At 64.2% G+C, this 21612-nt stretch carries 20 protein-coding genes; 7 read left to right on the top strand and 13 right to left on the bottom strand.

The window, feature by feature from the left end:
- Positions 1-81 precede the first annotated feature (81 nt).
- Both gcvP and gcvH read right to left on the bottom strand, forming a co-directional pair.
- The gene (gcvP, locus tag C6W88_RS18770; protein ID WP_045991480.1) at positions 82-2976 is read right to left on the bottom strand and encodes an aminomethyl-transferring glycine dehydrogenase; all 2895 of its coding nucleotides are present in this window, start codon (positions 2974-2976) and stop codon (positions 82-84) included.
- A 146-nt stretch (positions 2977-3122) separates the two neighbouring features.
- The gene (gene gcvH, locus C6W88_RS18775) at positions 3123-3515 is read right to left on the bottom strand and encodes a glycine cleavage system protein GcvH (protein WP_045991479.1); all 393 of its coding nucleotides are present in this window, start codon (positions 3513-3515) and stop codon (positions 3123-3125) included.
- Positions 3516-4079: 564 nt separating this feature from the next.
- Here gcvH and C6W88_RS18780 point away from each other — a divergent pair.
- Together C6W88_RS18780 and gcvT are read left to right on the top strand one after the other, a co-directional pair.
- Entirely contained in the window at positions 4080-5471 is a 1392-nt protein-coding gene (locus C6W88_RS18780; RefSeq protein ID WP_045991478.1) for an alanine/glycine:cation symporter family protein, read from the top strand.
- Positions 5472-5554: 83 nt separating this feature from the next.
- Positions 5555-6664: a glycine cleavage system aminomethyltransferase GcvT gene (gene gcvT / locus C6W88_RS18785; RefSeq protein WP_108133574.1), complete on the top strand. Its 1110-nt coding sequence runs from the start codon at positions 5555-5557 to the stop codon at positions 6662-6664.
- Positions 6665-6815: 151 nt separating this feature from the next.
- On the opposite strand, the gene C6W88_RS18790 is transcribed toward gcvT, so the two are convergent.
- From C6W88_RS18790 to C6W88_RS18815, 6 genes are all read right to left on the bottom strand, one after another.
- Positions 6816-7409, bottom strand: coding sequence for an alpha-ketoglutarate-dependent dioxygenase AlkB family protein (locus tag C6W88_RS18790; protein ID WP_231498704.1), 594 nt, complete (start codon positions 7407-7409; stop codon positions 6816-6818).
- Between the two features lie 186 nt (positions 7410-7595).
- Positions 7596-8168, bottom strand: a complete 573-nt coding sequence (locus C6W88_RS18795; protein WP_181248681.1) for a phosphatase PAP2 family protein — start codon at positions 8166-8168, stop codon at positions 7596-7598.
- A gap of 124 nt (positions 8169-8292) precedes the next feature.
- Positions 8293-9453 (bottom strand): glycosyltransferase family 4 protein, encoded by a 1161-nt coding sequence (locus C6W88_RS18800; RefSeq protein ID WP_045991475.1) that lies wholly within the window; start codon positions 9451-9453, stop codon positions 8293-8295.
- Between the two features lie 163 nt (positions 9454-9616).
- Complete coding sequence (locus C6W88_RS18805; RefSeq protein ID WP_108133577.1) at positions 9617-10552, bottom strand: LysM peptidoglycan-binding domain-containing protein; 936 nt, start codon at positions 10550-10552, stop codon at positions 9617-9619.
- Positions 10495-11370 carry a 1-acylglycerol-3-phosphate O-acyltransferase, YihG family gene (locus C6W88_RS18810; protein WP_108133578.1) on the bottom strand — a complete coding sequence of 292 codons (876 nt, stop codon included), beginning with the start codon at positions 11368-11370 and terminating at the stop codon, positions 10495-10497. The genes C6W88_RS18805 and C6W88_RS18810 overlap by 58 nt, the downstream gene beginning before the upstream one ends.
- Before the next feature lie 130 nt (positions 11371-11500).
- Positions 11501-12403 (bottom strand): LysR family transcriptional regulator, encoded by a 903-nt coding sequence (locus tag C6W88_RS18815; RefSeq protein WP_108133579.1) that lies wholly within the window; start codon positions 12401-12403, stop codon positions 11501-11503.
- A gap of 182 nt (positions 12404-12585) precedes the next feature.
- Here C6W88_RS18815 and C6W88_RS18820 point away from each other — a divergent pair, with 182 nt between their 5' ends.
- The 3 genes from C6W88_RS18820 (at position 12586) to C6W88_RS18830 (ending at position 15653) form a co-directional block, all read left to right on the top strand.
- Positions 12586-13287: a CoA transferase subunit A gene (locus tag C6W88_RS18820; protein WP_045991472.1), complete on the top strand. Its 702-nt coding sequence runs from the start codon at positions 12586-12588 to the stop codon at positions 13285-13287.
- Positions 13288-13344: 57 nt separating this feature from the next.
- Positions 13345-14004 carry a CoA transferase subunit B gene (locus C6W88_RS18825; RefSeq protein WP_045991471.1) on the top strand — a complete coding sequence of 220 codons (660 nt, stop codon included), beginning with the start codon at positions 13345-13347 and terminating at the stop codon, positions 14002-14004.
- 356 nt (positions 14005-14360) lie between these two features.
- Entirely contained in the window at positions 14361-15653 is a 1293-nt protein-coding gene (locus C6W88_RS18830; RefSeq protein ID WP_045991470.1) for an MFS transporter, read from the top strand.
- A gap of 10 nt (positions 15654-15663) precedes the next feature.
- Here the strand turns inward: C6W88_RS18830 and C6W88_RS18835 are convergent, their stop codons facing one another.
- The 3 genes from C6W88_RS18835 to C6W88_RS18845 all read right to left on the bottom strand — a co-directional run bounded on the left by C6W88_RS18835 (position 15664) and on the right by C6W88_RS18845 (position 17941).
- On the bottom strand, positions 15664-16422 hold the full coding sequence (locus C6W88_RS18835) for a VOC family protein (RefSeq protein WP_108133580.1): 759 nt from the start codon (positions 16420-16422) through the stop codon (positions 15664-15666).
- 237 nt (positions 16423-16659) lie between these two features.
- A complete protein-coding gene (locus tag C6W88_RS18840) occupies positions 16660-16923 on the bottom strand; it encodes a GrxA family glutaredoxin (protein WP_045991468.1) in 264 nt (87 codons plus the stop codon).
- A gap of 187 nt (positions 16924-17110) precedes the next feature.
- Positions 17111-17941, bottom strand: a complete 831-nt coding sequence (locus C6W88_RS18845; protein ID WP_108133581.1) for an inositol monophosphatase family protein — start codon at positions 17939-17941, stop codon at positions 17111-17113.
- Positions 17942-18062: 121 nt separating this feature from the next.
- Here C6W88_RS18845 and hybE point away from each other — a divergent pair, with 121 nt between their 5' ends.
- Together hybE and C6W88_RS18855 are read left to right on the top strand one after the other, a co-directional pair.
- A complete protein-coding gene (gene hybE, locus C6W88_RS18850) occupies positions 18063-18482 on the top strand; it encodes a [NiFe]-hydrogenase assembly chaperone HybE (protein WP_108133582.1) in 420 nt (139 codons plus the stop codon).
- 142 nt (positions 18483-18624) lie between these two features.
- On the top strand, positions 18625-19392 hold the full coding sequence (locus C6W88_RS18855) for a 3-hydroxybutyrate dehydrogenase (RefSeq protein WP_375038409.1): 768 nt from the start codon (positions 18625-18627) through the stop codon (positions 19390-19392).
- A 364-nt stretch (positions 19393-19756) separates the two neighbouring features.
- Here the strand turns inward: C6W88_RS18855 and C6W88_RS18860 are convergent, their stop codons facing one another.
- Positions 19757-20296, bottom strand: a complete 540-nt coding sequence (locus C6W88_RS18860; RefSeq protein WP_045991464.1) for a response regulator transcription factor — start codon at positions 20294-20296, stop codon at positions 19757-19759.
- Between the two features lie 21 nt (positions 20297-20317).
- Positions 20318-21577: an ATP-binding protein gene (locus C6W88_RS18865; RefSeq protein WP_045991463.1), complete on the bottom strand. Its 1260-nt coding sequence runs from the start codon at positions 21575-21577 to the stop codon at positions 20318-20320.
- Positions 21578-21612: the final 35 nt, after the last annotated feature.

The following is a 21612-nucleotide window of genomic DNA, read 5'->3' on the forward strand; positions in this document are numbered from 1 at the left end:
GAAACAAGGAGATACAGCAAACGCAACGACGCGGCCCAAGGGCCGCGTCGTTGTTTGTCACCGCAGGAGCGTTGTGGGCGCTCAGTCGCGGTATTCGTCGATGCTCGGGCAGGAGCAGATCAGCTGGCGATCGCCCAGCACGTTGTCGACCCGGTTGACCGCCGGCCAGTACTTGGCACCCTTGACCGCCTCGGAGGGGAAGGCGCCGATCTCGCGGGAGTAGCCCCGGTTCCAGTCCGCGTCCATCAGGTCGGCCATGGTGTGCGGGGCCTTCACCAGAGGGTTGTCCTCCAGGCTCCACTCGCCGCTCTCGACCCGGGCGATCTCCTCGCGGATGCCGATCATGGCGTCACAGAAGCGGTCCAGCTCGTAGAGCGACTCCGACTCGGTGGGCTCGATCATCAGGGTGCCGGCCACCGGGAAGGACATGGTGGGGGCGTGGAAGCCGTAGTCCATCAGGCGCTTGGCGATGTCTTCCTCGCTGATGCCGGAGGCCGCCTTGAGCGGACGGATGTCGATGATGCACTCGTGGGCCACGGTGCCGTTCTGGCCCTTGTAGAGCACCGGATAGTGCGCTTCCAGGCGAGTGGCGATGTAGTTGGCGCCGAGGATGGCAAGCTCGGTGGCCTCGCGCAGGCCGCGTGCGCCCATCATCTTGATGTAGGCCCAGGAGATCGGCAGGATCGAGGCCGAGCCGAAGGCCGCCGCGGACACCGCGCCGGAGTCCTCTTCGACACCGTCGATCGGGGTCACGCTGTGGTTGGCCACGTGGGGCGCCAGGTGCGCCTTGACACCGATCGGGCCCATGCCGGGGCCACCACCGCCGTGGGGGATACAGAAGGTCTTGTGCAGGTTGAGGTGGCTGACGTCGCCGCCGAAGTCACCCGGACGTGCCACGCCGACCTGAGCATTCATGTTGGCGCCGTCGATATACACCTGGCCACCGTTGGCGTGGACGATGTCGCAGGCCTCGCGCACGCCTTCCTCGAACACCCCGTGGGTGGACGGGTAGGTGAGCATGATCGCGGACAGCGCCTGTGAGTGCTGCTCGGCCTTGGCCTTGAGGTCGGCCAGGTCGATGTTGCCATCCTCGTCGCACTCCACCACCACCACGCGCATGCTGCACATGGCAGCAGAGGCCGGGTTGGTACCGTGGGCGGAGCTGGGAATCAGGCAGACGTCACGGTGGCCCTCGCCCTGGGCCGCCTGGTAGCGACGGATCGCCAGCAGACCGGCGTATTCGCCCTGGGCGCCGGAGTTGGGCTGCATCGAGATGTGGTCGTAGCCGGTGATCTCCACCAGGAAGGCCGCCAGTTCGTCGATCATCTGGCGATAGCCGGCGACCTGATCCTTCGGCGCGAAGGGATGGATGCGGGCGAACTCCGGCCAGGTGATCGGCATCATCTCGGTGGTGGCGTTGAGCTTCATGGTGCAGGAGCCCAGCGGAATCATCGCGTGGGCCAGCGACAGGTCCTTGTTCTCCAGGCGCTTGAGGTAGCGCAGCATCTCGGTTTCGCTGCGATAGCGCTGGAAGGTCGGGTGCTCAAGGAAGTCGCTCTCGCGTCGGCAGGCGGCGGGAATGCCGCTGGCCTGGGACTCGAGGATGCCGTCGTCGAGTTCGCGCACGCCAAGGCCGTGCTCCTCGCCCAGCAGCACGTCGAACAGCGCGTCCAGATCGTGGGCGGTGGTGGTCTCGTCGAGGCTGACACCCACGTCGCCGTTGTCGAAGTAGCGCAGGTTGATCTCGTGGGTCATGGCTCGACCGTGGATCTTGCCGCGATCGACCCCGGTCAGACGCAGGGTGTCGAAGTAGCTGTCGTTGGCCAGGCTGACGCCTTTCTGGGCCAGGCCGGTGGCCAGGATGGTGGTCAGCCGATGGATGCGCCCGGCGATGGTGCGCAGGCCCTCGGCGCCGTGATACACCGCGTAGAAGCCGGCGATGTTGGCCAGCAGCGCCTGGGCGGTGCAGATGTTGGAGGTGGCCTTCTCGCGACGGATGTGCTGCTCGCGGGTCTGCATGGCCATGCGCAGGGCGGTGTTTCCGCGGGCATCCTTCGACACCCCGATGATACGGCCGGGGATCGAGCGCTTGAGCTTGTCGGTGGTGGCGAAGAAGGCAGCGTGGGGGCCACCGAAGCCCATCGGCACGCCGAAACGCTGGCTCGAGCCGACCACGATATCGGCGCCCATGGCGCCGGGCTCCTTGAGCAGTACCAGGGCCATCAGGTCGGTGGCAACGCAGGTCATCACGCCACGCTTCTTGGCCTCGGCGATCAGCGGTGCCAGGTCGTGGACGCGTCCGTCATTGCCGGGGTACTGCAGCAGTGCGCCGAAGACGTCATGGCTTGCGAGTTCTTCCGCCGGGGCGATGACGATCTCGTAGCCGAACCAGGAGGCGCGGGTCTTGAGTACGTCCAGGGTCTGGGGGAATACATCGTCGGCAACGAAGAAGGCATTGGTCTTGGCCTTCTTGTTGGAGCGTCGGCACAGCGCCATGGCCTCGGCGGCGGCGGTGGCTTCATCCAGCAGCGAGGCGTTGGCCAATTCCATCCCGGTCAGGTCCATCACCATCTGCTGGAAGTTCAGCAGGCCTTCCAGGCGGCCCTGGGAGATCTCGGGCTGATAGGGGGTGTAGGCGGTGTACCAGCCCGGGTTTTCCAGCACGTTGCGCTGAATGACCGCCGGCAGGTGGGTGTCGTAGTAGCCCTGGCCAATGTAGCTGCGGGCGACCTTGTTCTGGCGGGCCAGACGATACAGGTAGTCCAGCGCCTCGGCTTCGGCCTTGGGGGGATCCAGATCGAGCTCACGGCCCAGGCGGATGTTGGCGGGCACCGTCTTGTCGATCAAGGACTCCACGCCTTCGACACCCAGGGCCGACAGCATCTTGGCCCTGTCGTCCCCATCGGGACCATTGTGACGACGGAGAAAGGCATCGTGATCGGCCAGTTCGGCCAGGCGACGTGTATCGAAAGCCATGGAACACCTTGAGTGTGACGGACCCCGAAGATCCGGATGAATAACGGGTTGCCTCGCGTGGTGGCGGGCGCGTTGGCCGGGGCCACATGGCCCCGGCGAGGGGAGGGAGTGGCTCCCCCTGGTGGCGCGGGTCGCAGAGGCCCGGCTCAGCCTTCGGCGTCGACCACCGCCTGATAGGCGTCGGCGTCGAGCAGGTCGTCGAGGGCGCTCTGGTCGTCGAGGCGCACCTTCATGATCCAGCCATCCTCGTAAGGCGCTTCGTTGACGGTCTCCGGAGCGTCCTCGAGGGACTCGTTGACCTCGACGATCTCGCCGTCCACCGGCGCATAGAGGTCAGAGGCGGCCTTGACCGACTCGATAACGCCGAATTCGTCGCCCTTGGCGAGGCTGGTGCCGACCTCGGGCAGGTCGACGAAGACCACGTCACCCAGGGCTTCCTGAGCGTGATCGGTGATGCCGATGGTGACGGTTCCGTCGCCGTTGTCCTGAATCCATTCGTGGCTGTCGACATAGCGCAGGTTGGCGGGGATTGAGCTCATCTCGATTTCCTATACGAAAAAGGTTTTCCGGTTTCGCGCATGCTAACGCCATTCTCGGCGTTTGGCGAGTCCATGATGAGAGAAAAACGGGGTGGTCGCCGCACTCTCAAGACATAGGGTGGAACGACTCGCGGTTGGCGTCCAGTCCACGCCCGTGGCTGAAGCCACGGTGAGGTGGAGGGGATGGGCGGATGGCACGTGATGGACGCGTTGGTGGCGAGACCCGGCATGATTCGACGTTGGCGACTATGCTACAGACGTCGAAGAGGCGCGGGGGCCTTCAGCGACCAAAGGGGGATTTGCCAAGACCAAACGCCTTGGCTAAGGTGGCAAAAGTTTCCAATAGGAAACACGGTTGACGTTCACGCAAACAACGGCTGGCGAAGCGGCGTTAGCGTGGACAAGCGTTGCTGGTGCCCTTGCGACAATATCCGCTATCGTAGGCGGGTCCGTGCTGTCGATTCGTCTGATATGCCTGTTATTCCGATAACAATTCACGGTAAACAGGCTTTCTGCTGGTCGACAGCGCATAACAACAAGTGCCGAGTCAAAAGGGAGACTTCCGTGGAAGCACTCAACAATATCTTCTCCGCCATCAATGGGGTGGTGTGGGGACCGATCATGCTGATCCTGTTGCTGGGGGTGGGTATCTATCTCCAGTTGGGTCTCAAGCTCATGCCCATCCGCAAGCTGGGGATGGGGTTCAAGCTGATGTGGGGCGGGCGTGACAGCAAGTCCGAAAGCAAGGATGAAGGTGAGATCTCGCCGTTCAACGCCTTGATGACGGCGCTGTCGGCGACCATCGGTACCGGTAACATCGCCGGTGTGGCCACGGCGATCGCCCTGGGTGGCCCCGGTGCGGTGTTCTGGATGTGGATCACCGCCCTGGTGGGCATGGCGACCAAGTTTGCCGAGGCGGTGCTGGCGGTGCGCTATCGCGAGACCGATGACACCGGTTTCCATATCGGCGGACCGATGTACTACATCAAGAACGGACTCGGCCGCAAATGGCTGTGGCTGGGTGGCGCCTTCGCCTTCTTCGGCGCCGTGGCCGCCTTCGGTATCGGCAACACCGTGCAGTCCAACTCGGTGGCCGACGCCCTCGAGTCGAGCTTCGGCATCGAGCCCTGGATTACCGGTGTGGTGATCATGGTGCTGGCCGGTGCGGTGATCCTCGGCGGCATCAAGCGCATCGCCAAGGTGGCCGGCAAGCTGGTCCCGATCATGGGTATCGCCTACATCATCGCCGGTGTCAGTGCCCTGGCGGTCAATGCCGACCAGATCGGCGGCGCCCTGAGCAACATCTTCTACTACGCTTTCAATCCCCACGCCGCCATGGGTGGCTTCGCCGGCGCAGCCGTGATGGCGGCCATCCGGTTCGGTGTCGCTCGGGGTATCTTCTCCAACGAGGCCGGTCTTGGCAGCGCGCCGATCGCCCACGCCGCGGCCCAGACCAAGAACCCGGTTCGCCAGGGGCTGATCGCCATGCTCGGTACCTTTATCGATACCATCATGGTGTGCACCATCACTGCCCTGGTGATCCTGACCGCGCCGATCTGGGAGACCGGTGAGGCCGGCGCCTCGCTGACCGCGCTGTCGTTCGACAATGCCCTACCCAATGGCTGGGGTGAGGCCATCGTGTCGATCGCCCTGGCGATCTTCGCCTTCACCACCATCCTTGGCTGGTCCTTCTATGGCGAGAAGTGCTTCCAGTTCCTGTTCGGTACCCGCTCGATCATGATCTACAGGGTACTGTTCGTGCTGGCCATTCCGGTGGGTGCCCTGGCCCAGCTTGGCTTCATCTGGCTGATGGCCGACACCTTCAACGCCATGATGGCGATTCCCAACCTGATCGCCCTGGCGCTGCTGTCGCCGGTGGTGTTCAAGCTGACCAAGGACTACTTCGACGGCAAGGACATCCTGCCGGGCGAGGCCCTTGATCACGACAAGTCCTGAGCCTGAGCCGACCACGGGAGGTGCCCTCAGGGGCACCTCCTGTCGTTGCAAGGGTTCTTTCACGAACCACGAGACGAAACGCCATGAGTGAACTCAAGACGACACCGCTGAATGCCCTGCATCGAGAGCTGGGGGCCAAGATGGTCCCGTTCGCGGGCTATGACATGCCCGTTCAGTATCCGCTGGGGGTCAAGAAAGAGCACGAGCATACCCGCGCGGCCTGCGGCCTGTTCGACGTCTCGCACATGGCGCAGATCCTGATTCGTGGCGAGAACGCGCTGGCCGCGCTGGAGACCCTGGTGCCGGCGGATCTGGTCGGCCTGCCCGAAGGCATGCAGCGCTATGGCCTGTTTACCAGCGAAGACGGCGGTATCCTCGATGACCTGATGACGGTCAACGCCGGTGACCACCTTTACCTGGTGGTCAACGCGGCCTGTCGTGATCAGGACATCGCCCATTTGCGTCGCGGGCTGCCCGACCACGAAGTCGAGGTGGTCGATCGCGGCCTGCTGGCGCTGCAGGGGCCGAAGACCGCCGATGTCATGGCGCGCCTGTGTCCGGCAGCCTGCGAGATGGTGTTCATGCAGCATGGTCGCTTCGACATCGACGGTATCCCGGTGTGGATCAGCCGCAGCGGCTATACCGGCGAGGATGGCTTCGAGATCTCGGTGCCGGCGGAGCAGACCGACGCCCTGGCGCGCAAGCTGCTGGCCGAGGAAGAGGTCGAGGCCATTGGCCTGGGGGCGCGTGATTCCCTGCGCCTGGAGGCCGGGCTCTGTCTCTACGGCCACGATATCGATACCACCACCACGCCGGTGGAGGCGGGGCTGATCTGGGCCATTGGCAAGCCACGTCGTCGTGGCGGCGAGCGCGCCGGTGGCTTCCCGGGGGCTGATCTGGTGCTGCACCAAGTCGAAGTCAAGGATCACCAGCGCAAGCGCGTCGGCCTGCTGGGCGAGGGGCGTGCCCCGGTGCGCGAAGGTGCCGAGCTCTACAGCGAGGACGATCGTCTACTCGGGCAGGTGACCTCCGGTGGCTTTGGCCCCAGCGTCGGCAAGCCGGTGGCCATGGGCTACGTCAGCCTCGATCACGCCGAGATCGGCACCACCGTGTACGCCGAGGTGCGTGGCAAGCGTCTGCCGATGACGGTGACGCGCATGCCGGTCATCACACCGGGTTACTATCGCGGGTGATGACGCGGCTGATATCTCGATAGACAACGCGTTATACCGTTATCTTGCGTGGCGGAAAGTGCCATCGGATGAACGATCAACGGCGCCCACAGGGCGCCGTTTTTATGTCCTGGAGAAAGAGACGGCTCGGGTCTGGCGCCGGCATTGCAGGTCAGACGACAAGCCGACGAAAGGTCAGGTTGATTCGCTCGCCCGGGATCTTGCGCGGCAGCAGGGCGTGTTCGAGCTGTTCCTGGCAGCCTGGCCCCATCCATAGCAGGCTGCCGCTTTCGAGCCAGACGTTGAAGGCCTCGGACGAGCGGCCCTTCCAGCGAAAGCGCATGGGACGGGTCGCTCCCAGGCTGATGGAGGCGATGGTAGGGCAGTCGCCAAGTTCCGCTTCGTTATCGCAGTGCCAGCCCATGCGGTCCTCGCCGTTGCGATAGCGGTTGATCAGTACGCTATTGAAGGCGCTGGTCGGTGTGCTCTTGTCGACGGCCGAAAACCGTTCGAGCAGGTCATTGAGACGATCACGCAGGGCCGCCACCGTCGGATGCCAGGGGCAGGGCGCGAAGTCCCTGCCGGAGTAGCGATAGGCGTGATCGCCCATCCATACCTGCTGGCGGGGAATGGGATGACTGCGCCCGTAAAGGGTCAGTTCGGGCTGCTGCCAGTCGAGTTCCTGGCGCAGCCTATCCTGCAGGTCGCTGGCGTCGGACTCGCTTATGAGCCCGGGCAGGTAGTAAAGCGGCGGGGTCTCGACCAAGGTTTGGGATGGCGCTTCGAGTGGTGCTTCGTGTAGCAATTCGAGCAGCGCTTTGGGGTCATGTGGAGGCATTCAAGCAGGATGCCAGTGAAGGCTGGCTGACGCCACCGATCAGGAGCGGTGGCGCTTGTTCTAGAGGTGCGGGCGAGATGCGGGCGAGCGGCAGTGATGCCCCCCGAGGCGGCGTCAGTGGGACGCCGCGATCAGCAGAGTGGTCGAGGAAAGCCCGAGGCTAGCCAGGGCCATGCCATAGCCGAGCGCCGCGCCGGCAAGGACGTCACTGTAGTAGTGCAGTCCCAGACCCACCCGCGAGATGGCGATCAGGCCCGCCAGGGGCAGCAGCCAGGGCAGCAGGGCGGGGCTGTGTACCGCGACCAGGGTGCAGAACATCACCGCGTGCATGGTGTGGCCGCTGGGGAAGCTGTAGCGGTCCCTGGCCGGTTCGTTGCACTGGATGCTGCCGCCAAAGGTGATGAAGGGCCGCTCTCGACACAGACGGGTCTTCAGCAGCTTGTACACCGCGATCGCCACCACGGCGGTGACGGTGTATTCGAGCATCAGGCGCAGACCGATATCGCGGCCGTGGATCGCCGGCAGCGCCAGGATCAGCGCCACCCAGATCGGCCAGTCGCCCAGCTTGCTGGAGATCTTCAAGGTGGATAGCCAGGGGCGGTGAATGCTGAGGCCGGCGGTGCGCTGGCACAGTTGCCACTCGAGCATATCCAGGCGGTCGAACATCTGCGGGATTTTAGTGGGCATGTCACATCTCCCTGGCGGTAAGTCGTCTTCTAGCGTCTTTTGTCGTCATGTGTCGTGCTAGGGCCCGCTGCCTGTGGCCTCCACGCCGCCGCTCGGGCCGGCGGCGGGGTGTTCAACGAGCGATCTAGGCCTTGGCGGGGTCCGACAGGCCGGTTCCCGACGTCAGGGCTTGGTGATGGGCGTCGAGGAAGGTCTGGGCGATGGACGGCCAGCGGTAGGCCAGGGCGCGTTCCCGGGCGGCGCGGCCCAGGCGGGCGTAGCGTGCCTGCTGCTGGCATAGCGCTGTCGCCTGTTGGCGGAATTCGGCGTTGTCACCGGCGGCGACGCTGACACCATCCTTGTCGGTGGTGATCAACTCGGCGCCGGCCGCGTGGCGGAAGGCTACCACCGCCAGGCCGCTGGCCATGGCTTCGAGAATGACGTTGCCCCAGGTCTCCGACAGCGAGGGAAAGACGAAGATGTCGGCGCTGGCGTAGTGGATCTGCATCTCGGCGGAATCGATGAAGCCGGTAAAGATGGCGTCCGGCAGGGCCTTTTCCAGCGATGCCCGCCCGGGGCCGTCGCCCACCACCACCAGGCGCATGTCGGGGCGCGCCTCGAGCATGTCGAGAAAGGTGTCGCGCAACAGCTCCAGGTTCTTCTCCGGCGCCAGTCGGCCCACGTAAAGCGCCACCGGCTGGTGCTGGCCGACACCCCAGCTGTCGCGTAGTTGCTGACTACGCTTGGCGGGGGTGAAACGATCGCCTTCGATGCCGCGTGCCATGACGCTGACGCGCTCGAAGCCTCTTTGCGCAAGCTCCCGGGCTTGCTGATGGGTCGGTACCAGGGTCGCCGCACAGCGATTGTGAAAATGCCGCAGGCGATTGCGTACCAGTGGCGCCAGCCACGGCAGACCATAGTCCTGGCAGTAGTGATCGAAGTTGGTGTGCCAGCCGCTGACCACGGGAATGTCCAGCTTTTCTGCCGCGCGCAGGGCTGACCAGCCCAAGGGGCCTTCGGTCGCTACATAGATGGCGTCGGGACGATTGTCGCGCCATAGCCTGCGCAAACGACTGGCGGAGGCCCAGCCGATACGCACTTCCTTGTAGCGCGGCATCGACATGCCGCGTACGCGAAGTTCGTGGGCCATCCCGGTAGCGGGTTCGGTGGAGCCGTCGACGGGGGCCGGCCGGACCAGCTGCAGCGTCACGCCAAGAGCACGCAGTTCCTGGCTGATGCGCCCCAGCGTATGGGCGACCCCATTGATATCAGGAGACCAGGTTTCGCTGACCAGACAGATGCGCATGGAATTCCTCGTACCGGTCGGGCCCCGTATGGCCCGCTCCCGAGACAGAGTGATGCTCCAGCATGACATCTCCAGGTCAGCGATATGAACAGGCTGTTACGGTGTCGACGGGGCCGGGCGACGGACAAGTGGTCTGTGCTTGCGTCGACTCGGCCCGCAGCGCTCAGCGAAGGATGGTGTCCGGGTCGATGGGCTTGCCGCCATGGCGCATGTCGAACAGCAGATCGTGGCGACCGGTCGAGGCATGCTTGCCGACCACGCATAGTGGGGTGCCGCGGCTGACCTGTTCTCCCTGCTTGACCAGCAGGTCGTCACACAGCGCGTAGACACTCTGCAGGTTGTCGGCGTGGTGCACGATCACCACCTGGCCCAGTTGGCGCATGCCGTCGGCAAACCGCACCTGGCCATCGGCAACGGCCTTGGCCCGGGCGCCCTCGTCGGTGGCCAGCAGCATCGGCTGCAGGCTGCCGCGGCTGTCCTTGCCGTAACGGCGCACCACCCGGTAGTCGTCCAGCGGCCAGGGCCAGCCACGAGCGTTTGAGGCGACCGGACCGGGATCCGGCAACGAAGCGGAGCGAGAGGGGCTGGACGTGCCTGAGCTGCTGGATGATGAGCGGCTGGCGACCGATCGGCTGGCCAGCGGCACCTGGATCACCTGGCCGACCTTGAGGTCGGTGGCGCGGACGCCAGGGTTGGCACTCTGGATGCGCTGAGCGGTGGTGCCGAAGCGCCTGGCAACGGCGCTATAGGTGTCGCCGGGGCGGATCTGATAGCGATAGGGGCCGCCGGACGGCGCCCGCTCCTGATGAGAGGGCACCAGCAGGCGCTGACCCACGGCAAGGTGGCGGGCGTCGACACCCGGATTGAAGCGCTGCAGCCGCAATAGCGGTACGCCGGCGCGGCGGGCGATGGAGCCGAGGGTGTCGCCGCGCTGTACGCTGATCCAGTCGCCGGCAATGCTGCTGCCGGCGACGCTGGCGCTGCGTTGCGATGACGCCGGCGATGCCCCCTGACCGGCGCAGCCGGCCAGCAGCAGGGCGATCACCAGCGGTGCGAGTCGAGTGAGGCGTCCTTGTTCTGCCACAGGGCGTTGAGCCATGAGTGGAAGCGTTCCTTGTAGTGCGGGTCGTCGTGATAGCGCCCCTCCAGCATCCACGGCGCCACGTCGAGGCGGCGTGCATCAAGGCGAATGGCCTTCTCCTGGCCGCACAGAAAGCGCCAGAAGCTGGGTTGGCTCGACTGGTAGTCGATGGTGAGGTCGATGATGGCGTCGAGACGATCGCCGAGCAGGTTCAGTACCTGGGCGATGCCGCCGGCCTTGGGGCGCAACAGATGGCGAAAGGGGCTTTGCCTGGCCTCGCGCTTGGCCGGGGTGAAACGGGTCCCTTCGACAAAGTTGATGATGGCAATGGGGACGTCGCGGGCACGCTCGCACATGCGCTCGGTGGCCTTGCGGTCGCGCTCGGCCAGGCGTGGGTTGGCGGCCAGGCGCTCCTTGCTGTAGCGGCGCATGAAGGGAAACTCCAGTGCCCACCAGGCCATGCCTACTACCGGGATCCAGATGAGCTGCTGCTTGAGAAAGAAGCGCGGCATCGGGATCTTGCGATGAAACGCCATCATCAGCAGGAAGATGTCGGTCCAGCTCCGATGGTTGGACAGCACCAGGTACCAGGCGTCCGGGCTCAGTCCCTCGGGCACCGACATGTGAAGGTCGGGCTTGATCCAGTGACGCATCCACCACAGGTTGAAACCGATCCAGTTGAGGGCGATGGCGTTGAGCCCGGCCAGCACGCGCCGCTGCCAGCGTCGCCCGGGGGTGACCACCTTGAGCAGGGTCAGGATCACCAACGGGATGGTCCAGAATAGCGTGTTGCCAACCAGCAGCAGAACGCTGATCAGGCCCTTGAGGGTCGACATTCCTTGGATAACCTCGCAACAGCAGATAGAGCGGGTGTCGCCTGGCCGTGACAGTGGGCGAGGCAGGCCCGCCAATCCTAATGGATCCGGTGCCGGCTGCCCAGTGCGAGGGCCCACGGCCATGTCGGCGTCATGCTTCGGAGAGGGTCGGTGTCTCGATATTGTCGACCAGTACCTGGAGCATGGCGCGGGCGGCCACCGACAGCTCGTGGGGATTCCAGGTGACCACCCCCACGGCGCGCTCGATGACGGGATCCTTGAGCGGGCGGCAGACCGCGCCGGCCTCCTGCATCTGACGCAGGCACAGCGAGGGCACGGCGCTGACGCCCAGGCCATTGGCCACCATGCGCCCGACGCTGGCGAGCTGATGAGTCTCGAAGGCGACCTTGAGGGCCCCGTGTCGGGCACCGAGCTGCTGTTCCAGCAGGCGGCGTACCATGGAAGGCCGCTGCAGCGCCACGAAGTCCCAGCTCATCAGGCTTTCCCAGTCGAGGCTTGAATGCTGTACCAGAGGCGAGCGTGGGGGCAGCACGGCCACGAAGCGGTCGTGAAACAGCGCAGTGAAGTGCAGGCTGCCGGTGGCCTCCGGCTCGAAGGCGATGCCCATCTCCACCTGGCGCTGGCGCACCATGTCGATCACCTGCTCGTTGACCACGTCATGTACGGTGACGTTGATGCGCGGGTGCTGGCGGTGAAACACCCCCAGCGCCGGGGCTAGCAGATTGCCGGCAAAGGCCGGCATGGCGGCCAGGGAGAGCCGTCCAAGTTGCAGGGTGAAGCGTTGGCGCAGGGCGTCCTCGGTGTTGTCCCATTCCACCAGCAAGCGCTTGGCCAGCGGCACCAGGGACTCACCTTCGGGAGTCAAGCGGACGCTTCGGGTCGTGCGGATCAGCAGTCTACCGCCTAGGCTGTCCTCGAGACCCTTGATCGCCAGGCTCAGCGCCGGCTGGGAGAGGTGGAGCTGTTCACAGGCCTGGGTGAAGCTCAGGGTTCTGGCTACCGCCAGAAAGGCACGCAGTTGCTTGACGGTCACGACATGCTACCAAGGTCAAATTTATTTAAAGATATAAATAATCAATAAAGAAAACAAACTTAACAAATATATGGGGGCGAGCAACACTGCCTTCAGTGCTACCTTGAGGCAGGGCGGGGCACCGGAACGGTGCCGGTTCGCCACCTCTCCTTTCACTTTCATCGACAGACGAGGCGCCCCACATGGCCGGATTCGACAAGCGCGTGTATTCCTATGAAGAGGCGATGGACGGCATCGAGAGCGGTATGACGGTGCTGGCCGGAGGCTTCGGTCTCTGCGGCATTCCGGAGAACCTGATCGCCGAGATCAAGCGTCGCGGGGTCAAGGACCTCACGGTGGTCTCCAACAACTGTGGCGTCGATGGCTTTGGCCTCGGGGTGCTGCTGGAGGACCGTCAGATCAGCAAGATCCTGGCCTCCTACGTGGGCGAGAACGCCCTGTTCGAGCGTCAGATGCTCGACGGCGAGATCGATGTGCAGCTGACCCCGCAGGGGACCCTGGCCGAGAAGATGCGCGCCGGTGGTGCCGGTATTCCCGCCTTCTACACGGCGACCGGCTATGGCACCCCCATCGGTGAGGGCAAGGAAGTGCGCGAATTCAACGGTCGCCACTATATCCTCGAAGAGGCCATCGTCGGTGACTTCGCCATCGTCAAGGGCTGGAAGGCCGATCGCTACGGCAATGTGGTCTATCGAAAGACCGCCCAGAACTTCAATCCCATGGTCGCCACCGCCGGCAAGATCACGGTGGTCGAGGTCGAAGAGATCGTCGAGCCGGGCGAGCTGGATCCGGCCGAGATCCACACGCCCGGTATCTACGTCGACCGCCTGATCCAGGGCACCTTCGAGAAGCGTATCGAGAAGCGCACCGTACACCAGGGCTGATCAGGCGCATCGCCCTGACGCAACGACTTCTCCAAAGAACAGCAAAGAGGCATCAAGATGGCACTCACTCGTGAACAGATGGCGCAGCGTGTCGCGCGCGAACTCGAAGACGGCTTCTACGTGAACCTGGGCATCGGCATTCCGACCCTGGTGGCGAACTATATTCCGGAAGGCATGGACGTGATGCTGCAGTCCGAGAACGGTCTGCTCGGCATGGGGCGTTACCCCACCGAGGAAGAGGTCGATCCGGACATGATCAACGCAGGCAAGCAGACCGTCACCGCGCGTCCGGGGTCGGCGATCTTTTCCTCGGCGGAGTCCTTCGCGATGATTCGCGGCGGTCACGTCGACCTGACGGTGCTGGGCGCCTTCGAGGTTGACCAGAACGGCAATATCGCTTCCTGGATGATCCCGGGCAAGCTGATCAAGGGCATGGGCGGAGCCATGGATCTGGTGGCGGGTGCCGAAAACATCATCTGCACCATGACCCACGCCTCCAAGGACGGCACCTCCAAGCTGCTGGAGTCCTGCAGCCTGCCGCTGACCGGTGCCGGCTGCATCAATCGTGTGCTGACCGATCTGGCCTATCTGGAGATCGATAACGGCGCCTTTATCCTCAAGGAGCGGGCACCGGGCGTCAGTGTCGAGGAGATCAAGGAAAAGACCGCCGGCAAGCTGATCGTGCCGGATGACGTCCCGGAAATGGTCTTCGACTGACCGAAACGCCCTTTGACCAGCGTCACCCTTGCCGAGCCAGCATGTTCTGCTGGCTGATACCTTGAGCGAGAACAAGGTTTTGGCACCCTTGCAGCGGCCCGGCTTACGCCGGGCCGCTGGCGTTTGCGAGACCCTGTCGCGGTTGCCGAATTTATGACCATCTTGAGTCCGGTGCCGCAGTGATCGGGCTTTTGGACGGTTCAAACGCCTTGATGCACAGCTTTATCCACAGAATCTGTGGATGAACCTCGTGGGAGGGATGGAGACTCGAGCCCTGGCAGGTACAATGCGGCGCCCAGGTCACTGGTCGAGACGGGCTCTCGGCCGGCCATTCGCCATCGCCACGGAGGTCTGTGTTGCGCGCACTCCCTGCCACTCTCCCGGTTCTGTTCCTGTGTGAGATCAGCTTCCTGCTGGGTCACGGTCTGATCATGACCCTGCTCGGGGTCCGCATGTCGCTGGAGGGCTTCCCCTCCCAGATGGCGGGGCTTCTGATGTCGAGCTTCTCGCTGGGGTTCGTGGCCGGAAGCTACTGGCTCGAGAAGCGCATTCGCAGCGTCGGCCATATTCGCGTGTTCGCCGCCTGTGCGGCGTCGCTGGCGGTTACCGCCATGCTTCATGGACTGTGGATCAATCCCTGGGCCTGGCTGGTCTGGCGGCTGATCGGGGGTGGTGCCACGGCGGGCCTGTTGATGGTCATGGAGTCCTGGGTGTCGGGGGAGTCCAGCAACGATAATCGCGGTCGCGTGCTGGGCTGGTACATGGTGATTTCGACCACCTCGCTGGCCGGCGGCCAGTGGATGCTCAATCTGGCCGACCCGGGCGGCCCGGTACTGTTCTCGGTGGTGGGGATGCTGTTTGCGCTGTCGCTGGTCCCGTTGTCGATTCATCGTATCCAGGGGCCCAGTCGTCACCACGACGTGACGCCGCGCAAGATTCGTCTGTCGACCCTGTATCGGCGGGCGCCGGTGGGCCTGGTCGGTGCCTTTACCGGCGGCCTGATGGTGCAGGCGTTCTTCGCCATGACTCCGTACTACGGTCAGGAAATCGGCCTGACCACCGCCCAGACCGCCAAGTTCATGGCGGTTACCACCCTGGTGGCGCTGGTCGCCCAGTGGGGGCTGGGACGGGTTTCGGATCGACTCGACCGGCGTCGCGTCATTCTGTGGATGGCGATCGTGATGACCGTCACCGGTGCTCTGATCTCGGCGGCGGCCGGTGCCAGCTTCTGGCTGCTGCTGGCGATCGCCTGCGGCCACACTGCCATGCTGCACACCCTGTATTCGCTCAGTCTGGCCCATACCAATGACTGGCTCGAACCCGAGGAGGTGGTCGCTGCCAATGCCAAGCTGATGATCTGGTACGGCATCGGCTCGGTCATCGGGCCTTTCAGTGCCTCGCTGGTGATGCAGGCGGCGGGTCCCGACGGACTATGGCTGTTTCTCGGCATGGCGGCCTTTGCCCTGGCCATGTTCGTGATGGTCAGGCTCCACGGTGAGCGGGGCAAGTCGGTCGAGCAGGAGCCCTTCGTCGCTCAGCCGGTGATGGAGACTCCGCACTTCGCCGAGATCGATCCCCGCTATGAGCCCCAGCAGCTTGAGCTGGACCTGGAGGGTGAAGAAGAGCACACAGCCGACGCCGTCGGCTGACGCCAGGGCGTCAGGTGATTTCGCAGCGGCTGTGGGGTGGCAGCATCACGTCGGCGGTGCGTTGCTGGCCCGCACTGGCCTGTTTTTCCAGCAGCAGCAGGCCGCCGAGCTGCACCCGATGTTCATCTCCCAAGGCGAACGCCAGACGCCGAGAACAGGTCGGGTAGAAGCGGTGTTCGACCATCGCCGACAGCGGAAGCGCCAGATCCTCGTTCTGTCCGGCGTGCAGGCCATGTTGCTGGAGTGCCTGGTCCAGCTCGACCAGGCTTCTGTCGAGTCTGCGGCAATCGAAGGCGACGTGATGCACCCGGGGGCCCATGACCGCCAGCCAGCCGGCCAGTGGATGGGCGCGATGAAGCTGCTGGTAGCTGTCCCAGTCAGGCATCGACCAGGGGCGGTTGGCGCCAAGCAATGGGGTTCGTTCTGCGTTGCCGGTGGCGACCAGCTTCAGCAGAGTATCGCGAGGCTGGCGCGACAGACGGGTGGTCTGCAGCTCGACGATGTTCAGTCTCGGCCCTTCTTCACGGCCGGCGAACAGGCAGGCGAGCAGGCCTCGGTCGGGCAGGGCGTAACGATATAGAGGGCGGTAGCCGTGCTGTTCAAGATCCGGCAACAGGGAGGCCAGGCTCCAGGGGGACTGGCTCACGGTGACCAGCGTGAAGCACTCGACCGGCGCATCCACCGGCCACAGGCGCAGCGCACCGATGTCAGGGTGCTGATGGACGTAGTCCAGCCACAATTGCTGAACGAAGCGCTGCTGCTCTGTCATTGCCGATCCTTGCCTGCCAGGAAGCCTGTCCTGTGAGTATAGGCAGGAAGGAGGGACGATCTTTCAACGACGGGCGAACGTTCAACGGTTTCGGCGGCCAGACGGGTGACGGCAAGCTCTGTTGGCCAGGATGGGCAGGGCAGGTGGCATGACCAGGCGCACGTTTCGTGGGGTCTTCAGCAAAAAAACGGGAAGCCCGTGTGGGCTTCCCGTCTTGTTACCGGCTGTGCCGTCGGTTCAGGCAGGCATCAGCTCATTGTCGCGAACGTACTGGTCGAACTCGGTGAAGCCGCCCACGTGGGTCTGGTCGACGAAGATCTGCGGCACGGTGGTGACCGGCTTGCCGATGGTCTTTTCCATATCGGCCTTGGTGATGCCTTCTTCGTGAATATCCACGTAGCGGTAGCCCTCGATGCGACCGGCGTCACTCAGAGAGTTGGCGAGCTCCTTGGCGCGTACGCAGAAGGGGCAGCCGGGGCGACCGAAGATGACAACAATCATGAAAGCTCCTCGCATCGTTGATGCAGTGGGTAGTGTTGAATCAGCGACCTGTCCGGCGCCATGCGGCGGGACGGTCAATGAGTAAGTGGATGGCGCGCATTGTGACGGATTGCATCGCGGAAGGCCAATAGCGTTGCTGAATGCCGTTCGATCGAACACGGCTATCGACATGGCGAAAAGTCGACGCTCAACCGATACCGATATCGCGCAATTCCCCTGCGTCGGCCTGGCGCAGCAGCTCTCCGAGCTCGTCGAAGATCGCTGGAGCGCTGACCAGCAGGTTCTCGCCGTAAAGGTCCTCGGGCAGGCCCTCCGGGCAGGGATACAGGTGCCCGGTGCGGGCGCCGGCCTCTCGGGCGATCAGCCAGCCTGCGGCGAAATCCCAGGGAGAGACGGTTTCGTAGTAGGCGTCCAGGCGACCACAGGCGACATCGCACAGATCCAGGGCGGCGGCGCCGTTGCGACGCACATCGCGACAGTGGTGAAGCACCGCGCCAAGGCGACGCATCAGGGGCAGACGGCTGTCACGCCGGTACGGAAAGCCGGTACCGACCAGGCTCTGCTCGAGGGACTCGCTCTGGCTTGCGCTGATCGACTGTCCATTGCGCCAGGCGCCCTTGTCGCGTATTGCGGTGAAGGTCTCGCCGAGGAAGGGGGCATGGACCACGCCCAATTGGGTGACGCCATCCTTGACGTAGGCGATCGACACCGCCACATGGAAAAGCCCGTGGGCGAAATTGACGGTACCATCGATGGGATCGACCACCCACAGGGCGCCATCTTGTTCCACGGCATCCTTGTCGGGGGCCAGCTCCTCACTGAGGCGGTCCTCGCCGGGGAAGGCCGATTCCAGGCGTTCGGTGATCATGGTGTCCACCGCCACGTCGGTATCGGTGACCAGCTCCTGGCCTTCCTTGAAGTGATGCTTGAGGTCGTCACCTTCGCGGGCATCGCGGATCATCTTGCCAGCCGCCGTGGCGATGTCGATGGTGGCTTCCAGACGTTCCTCGAGGGTCATGGGCGACTCCTTGCAGGGGGAGGGATTTTGGCTGAAGTCTAACATTCCCGTTCGGCGCGTGCCTGTGGGTGTCGAGGACAGTAACGGGGAATCAAGGGTTCAACAGTGACAGGAAGGTGTGATGTCTGCGCTATCGATGGAGCAGTACCGGCGGCTGGAACGTCTTGCCAGGGAATTCAGTGATCGTCACCTGCGAGCGTTCAAGGCGCGTCCGGAGTTTCACCCCCGGCTTGCGGTGGATGCCTTGTGTTTTGCGCCCTGTCCTGGCCGGCCTGGATGGCTGGTTGGCGCCTGGCTGACGCCCTGCGACCTGTCGCTGGCGCTGGTGCGGGAATCCGCCGAGGCGTGCGATACGGGCACGGCCGGGCCTCAGGTGCTGGAGCTGCCAAGGGGGGAATTCGAGCTGGAGCCGGAAATCATGGCCGGGGACATACTGTGGCGCTGCCTGCTATTGAACGACCTTGGCGATGTCGACGACATGGGCGAGGCCTGTCGCCTGGCACAGCGGTTGATGGACAAGGTGATGACGGCCCCCGAGTGAGCGATCGAGACCTTTGTCCGGCTGGCGCTGCAATGCAGCACTGACATATGCTGGGATGCTGATGTAGGCATTGGCAGGCATCGTCATCAGAGACGCCACCCGTTCGATGGGTGATGTGTTCCAGACCCAGAGGAGAGCAATAGTGAGCGATCATTCCACTCCCAGAGTTGCCCTGGTGACCGGCACCAGCAGCGGCATCGGTGCGGCGGTCGTCGCCCATTTGCGTGCTCAGGGGCATCAAGTCCTGGCGGTCGACTTCAACCCGGCCGGACGGGAGGTGGCCGAGGCCGAGGGTGCGGTCTTCCACGAGGCCGATCTCACCCAGGCCGAGGCCTGTCGCGGCGCCGTCGATGAAGCCCTGAGGCGTTTCGGGCGGCTGGATATTCTGGTCAACAACGCCGGCATCCAGCACGTCGCTCCCATCGAGGAGTTCCCCCAGGAAAAATGGCGTCAGATCATCGATCTGATGCTGACCGCGCCCTTCCTGCTGACCCAGGCGGCCTGGCCGTCGATGCGCGAGAATGGTTGGGGGCGCATCGTCAATATCGCCTCGGTCCATGCCCAGGTGGCCTCGCCCGGCAAGGCCGCCTACATCAGCGCCAAGCATGGCATGATCGGACTGACCAAGACCGCTGCGCTGGAAGGCGGCGCCCAGGGCATCACCGCCAACGCCCTGTGTCCGGCCTACGTCAAGACGCCACTGGTGGACAATCAGATCGCCGACCAGGCCAGACTCCATGGGATGGAGGAGCAGGAGGTGATCGAACAGATCATGCTCAAGAATGCCGCCGTGAAGCGCTTGATCGACCCCTCCGAGGTGGCGAGCCTGGTCGGGTATCTTGCCTCGGATGCGGCCGGTGCAGTCACCGGCGCCAGCTGGAATATCGATCTGGGCTGGACCGCCCAGTAAAGCACGCTGTTGCAGAGCCTCCGTTGCAGAGCCTCTGCTGAAGACCCCCTGGCGCTTGGCCCTTCGTGTTGAGAGTCTGGGGGTAAAATGCACGGGCGCAAAGACCTCTGATCTAGAGGCGCCTGGCGCAATGAAGGGCGGTAGAGAGGGCTGGTAGAGAGAGGGCCGGTAGAGAGACCTGGTAGAGACACACCCGACGTCGGGCATGCACTATCGTGCTGAGCTCAAACAAGAGACGCAGCCCTTGGGCTGCGTCTCTTTTGTATCGGGTGTCCGCTGTATCGGGTGTCCGCTGTATCGGGTGTCCGCTGTATCGGGCGTCTGCTTTAGCGGGGGGTATCACCAGCAGCGTACGATGGTGTCATCAACGCCGGACTGGCCGCTTCTGCAGTTTGCGCTGCAGGGTGCGACGGTGCATGCCGAGCGCCCTGGCGGTGGCCGAGATGTTGCCGTCGTGTTCCTGCAGCACCTTCTGGATATGCTCCCAGGTCAGGCGGTTGATCGACGGCGGGTTGTCTGCCACCTCGGTTTCGGGATTGCCCTCACGCTGTTCCAGGGCGCTGAGTACCTCGTCAGCGTCCACTGGCTTGCACAGGTAGTTGACCGCCCCGAGCTTGATCGCCTCCACCGCCGTGGCGATGCTGGAGTAGCCGGTCAGCACCACGATGCGGCAGTCGGGAACCACCTCCAGCAGTTCGGGCAACAGCTTCAACCCCGAGTCCTGGTCGAGCTTGAGGTCCAGGGTGGCGACCTCAGGCTGGTGGCGACGCGCCAGTTCCAGTGCCTGGGTGGCGTCATGGGCCACCTCGACCTCGTGGCCGCGGCGCTGCATGGCGCGTTCGAGTACGTGGCAAAAGACCTCATCGTCATCGATGATCAGTAGCCGGTGTGCGGTGTCTTGCATGATGTCCTCGTGAATGGAGACTCAGCCGACGCGGGGCAGGGTGACCTCGGTCAGGGTGCCGCCGTCGTGATGATTATACAGACTGACGCCCCCGCCGAAGCGATTGATGGTGGCGTGGGTCAGGAACAGACCGATTCCCAGTCCCTTGCTCTTGGTCGACACGAAGGTCTCGCCGAGCTGGTCGGCGATCGACATGGGGATGCCTGGCCCATGATCGCGGATATCGATGATCACCTTGTCGGCGGTCCAGTCGAGCTGGATCTCGATATCGTCCGGCTGGGCGTCGGCGGCGTTGTTCAGCAGGTTGGTCAGCGCCTGGTCCAGGGTGGTATCCACCGCGATCGATGGCTGGCCGCGTCGGCGTGCGACCTCAAGGCGATGGGTAACGTCCGGGCGCAGCACCAGCCAGCGGTCGATCACACCGTCGAGCCAGCTCTGGGCGTCGCGGGTCTCCGGCTCGTCCTTGCGCCTGAGGTCGGCGCTTTCGACCAGGTTGCGCAGGCGCGCCTTGCAGGTGTCAACCTGCTGGCGCAACAGGTCGATATCTTCCACCAGCCTGGGGTCGTCGTGGTGTTCGTTCTTGAGTTCGGACAGCACTACCGCCATGGTCGACAGCGGCGTGCCGAGTTCGTGGGCGGTGCCGGCGGCCTGGGTCGCCACCGCCAGCACCTGCTCCGAGCGCAGTGCCGCCTCGCGAGTCCGAGCCAGGGTCTGGTCGCGATGGCGCAGGGCGTGGGCCATCTTGTAGATAAAGAAGGTCACCAGGCCTGCCGACAGGAAGAAGTTGAGCCACATGCCCAGCACGTGAAGGTTGACGCTGGAGGCATAGTGGGAGCCCAGCTGCGGCACCGGATGGTAGACCACCATCAGGGCGCTGTAGGCGGCCATGGCGGTGAGTGCCAGGATCCAGGCGTGACGCCAGGGCAGGGTGGCAGCGGCGATGGTCACCGGCACCAGATAGTAGGTGATGAAGGGATTGGTCGCACCGCCGGTGAAGTAGAACAGCAGGGTCAGCCCGGCCACGTCCAGCAGCAGGTGGATCAGGTACTCGTGATGGCTGACATCCCTGGGCCGGCCCAGGCGCCACCAGGTGGCGATATTGATCAGGCCCATGGCGACGATCACCGCGATCACCGCAGGAACGTCGAGGGCGAAGTCCAGCAGCTCGATGCCGACGATGATGGCGACCAGGAAGCCGGTCCAGGTGATGCCGCGTACAAAGGTCAGGCGGATCAGATTGCGGTTGGGCGTCGACAGCGGCAATGGAAGGGCGGCAGGCATGATCTCTCCCTCGATGAGTGGCGGCATGATAGCGC

Origin of the sequence: Halomonas litopenaei (assembly GCF_003045775.1) — a bacterium.
Taxonomy (GTDB): Bacteria; Pseudomonadota; Gammaproteobacteria; order Pseudomonadales; family Halomonadaceae; genus Halomonas; species Halomonas litopenaei.

Bases quoted from the DNA above. Each gene is read 5' to 3' on its own strand.
- gcvP (WP_045991480.1), bottom strand. From the start codon at position 2,976: ATGGCTTTCGATACACGTCGCCTGGCCGAACTGGCCGATCACGATGCC.
- C6W88_RS18835 (WP_108133580.1), bottom strand. From the start codon at position 16,422: ATGACAGAGCAGCAGCGCTTCGTTCAGCAATTGTGGCTGGACTACGTC.
- C6W88_RS18845 (WP_108133581.1), bottom strand. From the start codon at position 17,941: ATGACCCTCGAGGAACGTCTGGAAGCCACCATCGACATCGCCACGGCG.
- C6W88_RS18795 (WP_181248681.1), bottom strand. From the start codon at position 8,168: ATGCCCACTAAAATCCCGCAGATGTTCGACCGCCTGGATATGCTCGAG.
- C6W88_RS18800 (WP_045991475.1), bottom strand. From the start codon at position 9,453: ATGCGCATCTGTCTGGTCAGCGAAACCTGGTCTCCTGATATCAATGGG.
- C6W88_RS18805 (WP_108133577.1), bottom strand. From the start codon at position 10,552: ATGGCTCAACGCCCTGTGGCAGAACAAGGACGCCTCACTCGACTCGCA.
- gcvT (WP_108133574.1), top strand. From the start codon at position 5,555: ATGAGTGAACTCAAGACGACACCGCTGAATGCCCTGCATCGAGAGCTG.
- C6W88_RS18860 (WP_045991464.1), bottom strand. From the start codon at position 20,296: ATGCAAGACACCGCACACCGGCTACTGATCATCGATGACGATGAGGTC.
- hybE (WP_108133582.1), top strand. From the start codon at position 18,063: ATGTCTGCGCTATCGATGGAGCAGTACCGGCGGCTGGAACGTCTTGCC.
- C6W88_RS18840 (WP_045991468.1), bottom strand. From the start codon at position 16,923: ATGATTGTTGTCATCTTCGGTCGCCCCGGCTGCCCCTTCTGCGTACGC.
- C6W88_RS18865 (WP_045991463.1), bottom strand. From the start codon at position 21,577: ATGCCTGCCGCCCTTCCATTGCCGCTGTCGACGCCCAACCGCAATCTG.
- C6W88_RS18825 (WP_045991471.1), top strand. From the start codon at position 13,345: ATGGCACTCACTCGTGAACAGATGGCGCAGCGTGTCGCGCGCGAACTC.
- C6W88_RS18820 (WP_045991472.1), top strand. From the start codon at position 12,586: ATGGCCGGATTCGACAAGCGCGTGTATTCCTATGAAGAGGCGATGGAC.
- gcvH (WP_045991479.1), bottom strand. From the start codon at position 3,515: ATGAGCTCAATCCCCGCCAACCTGCGCTATGTCGACAGCCACGAATGG.
- C6W88_RS18810 (WP_108133578.1), bottom strand. From the start codon at position 11,370: ATGTCGACCCTCAAGGGCCTGATCAGCGTTCTGCTGCTGGTTGGCAAC.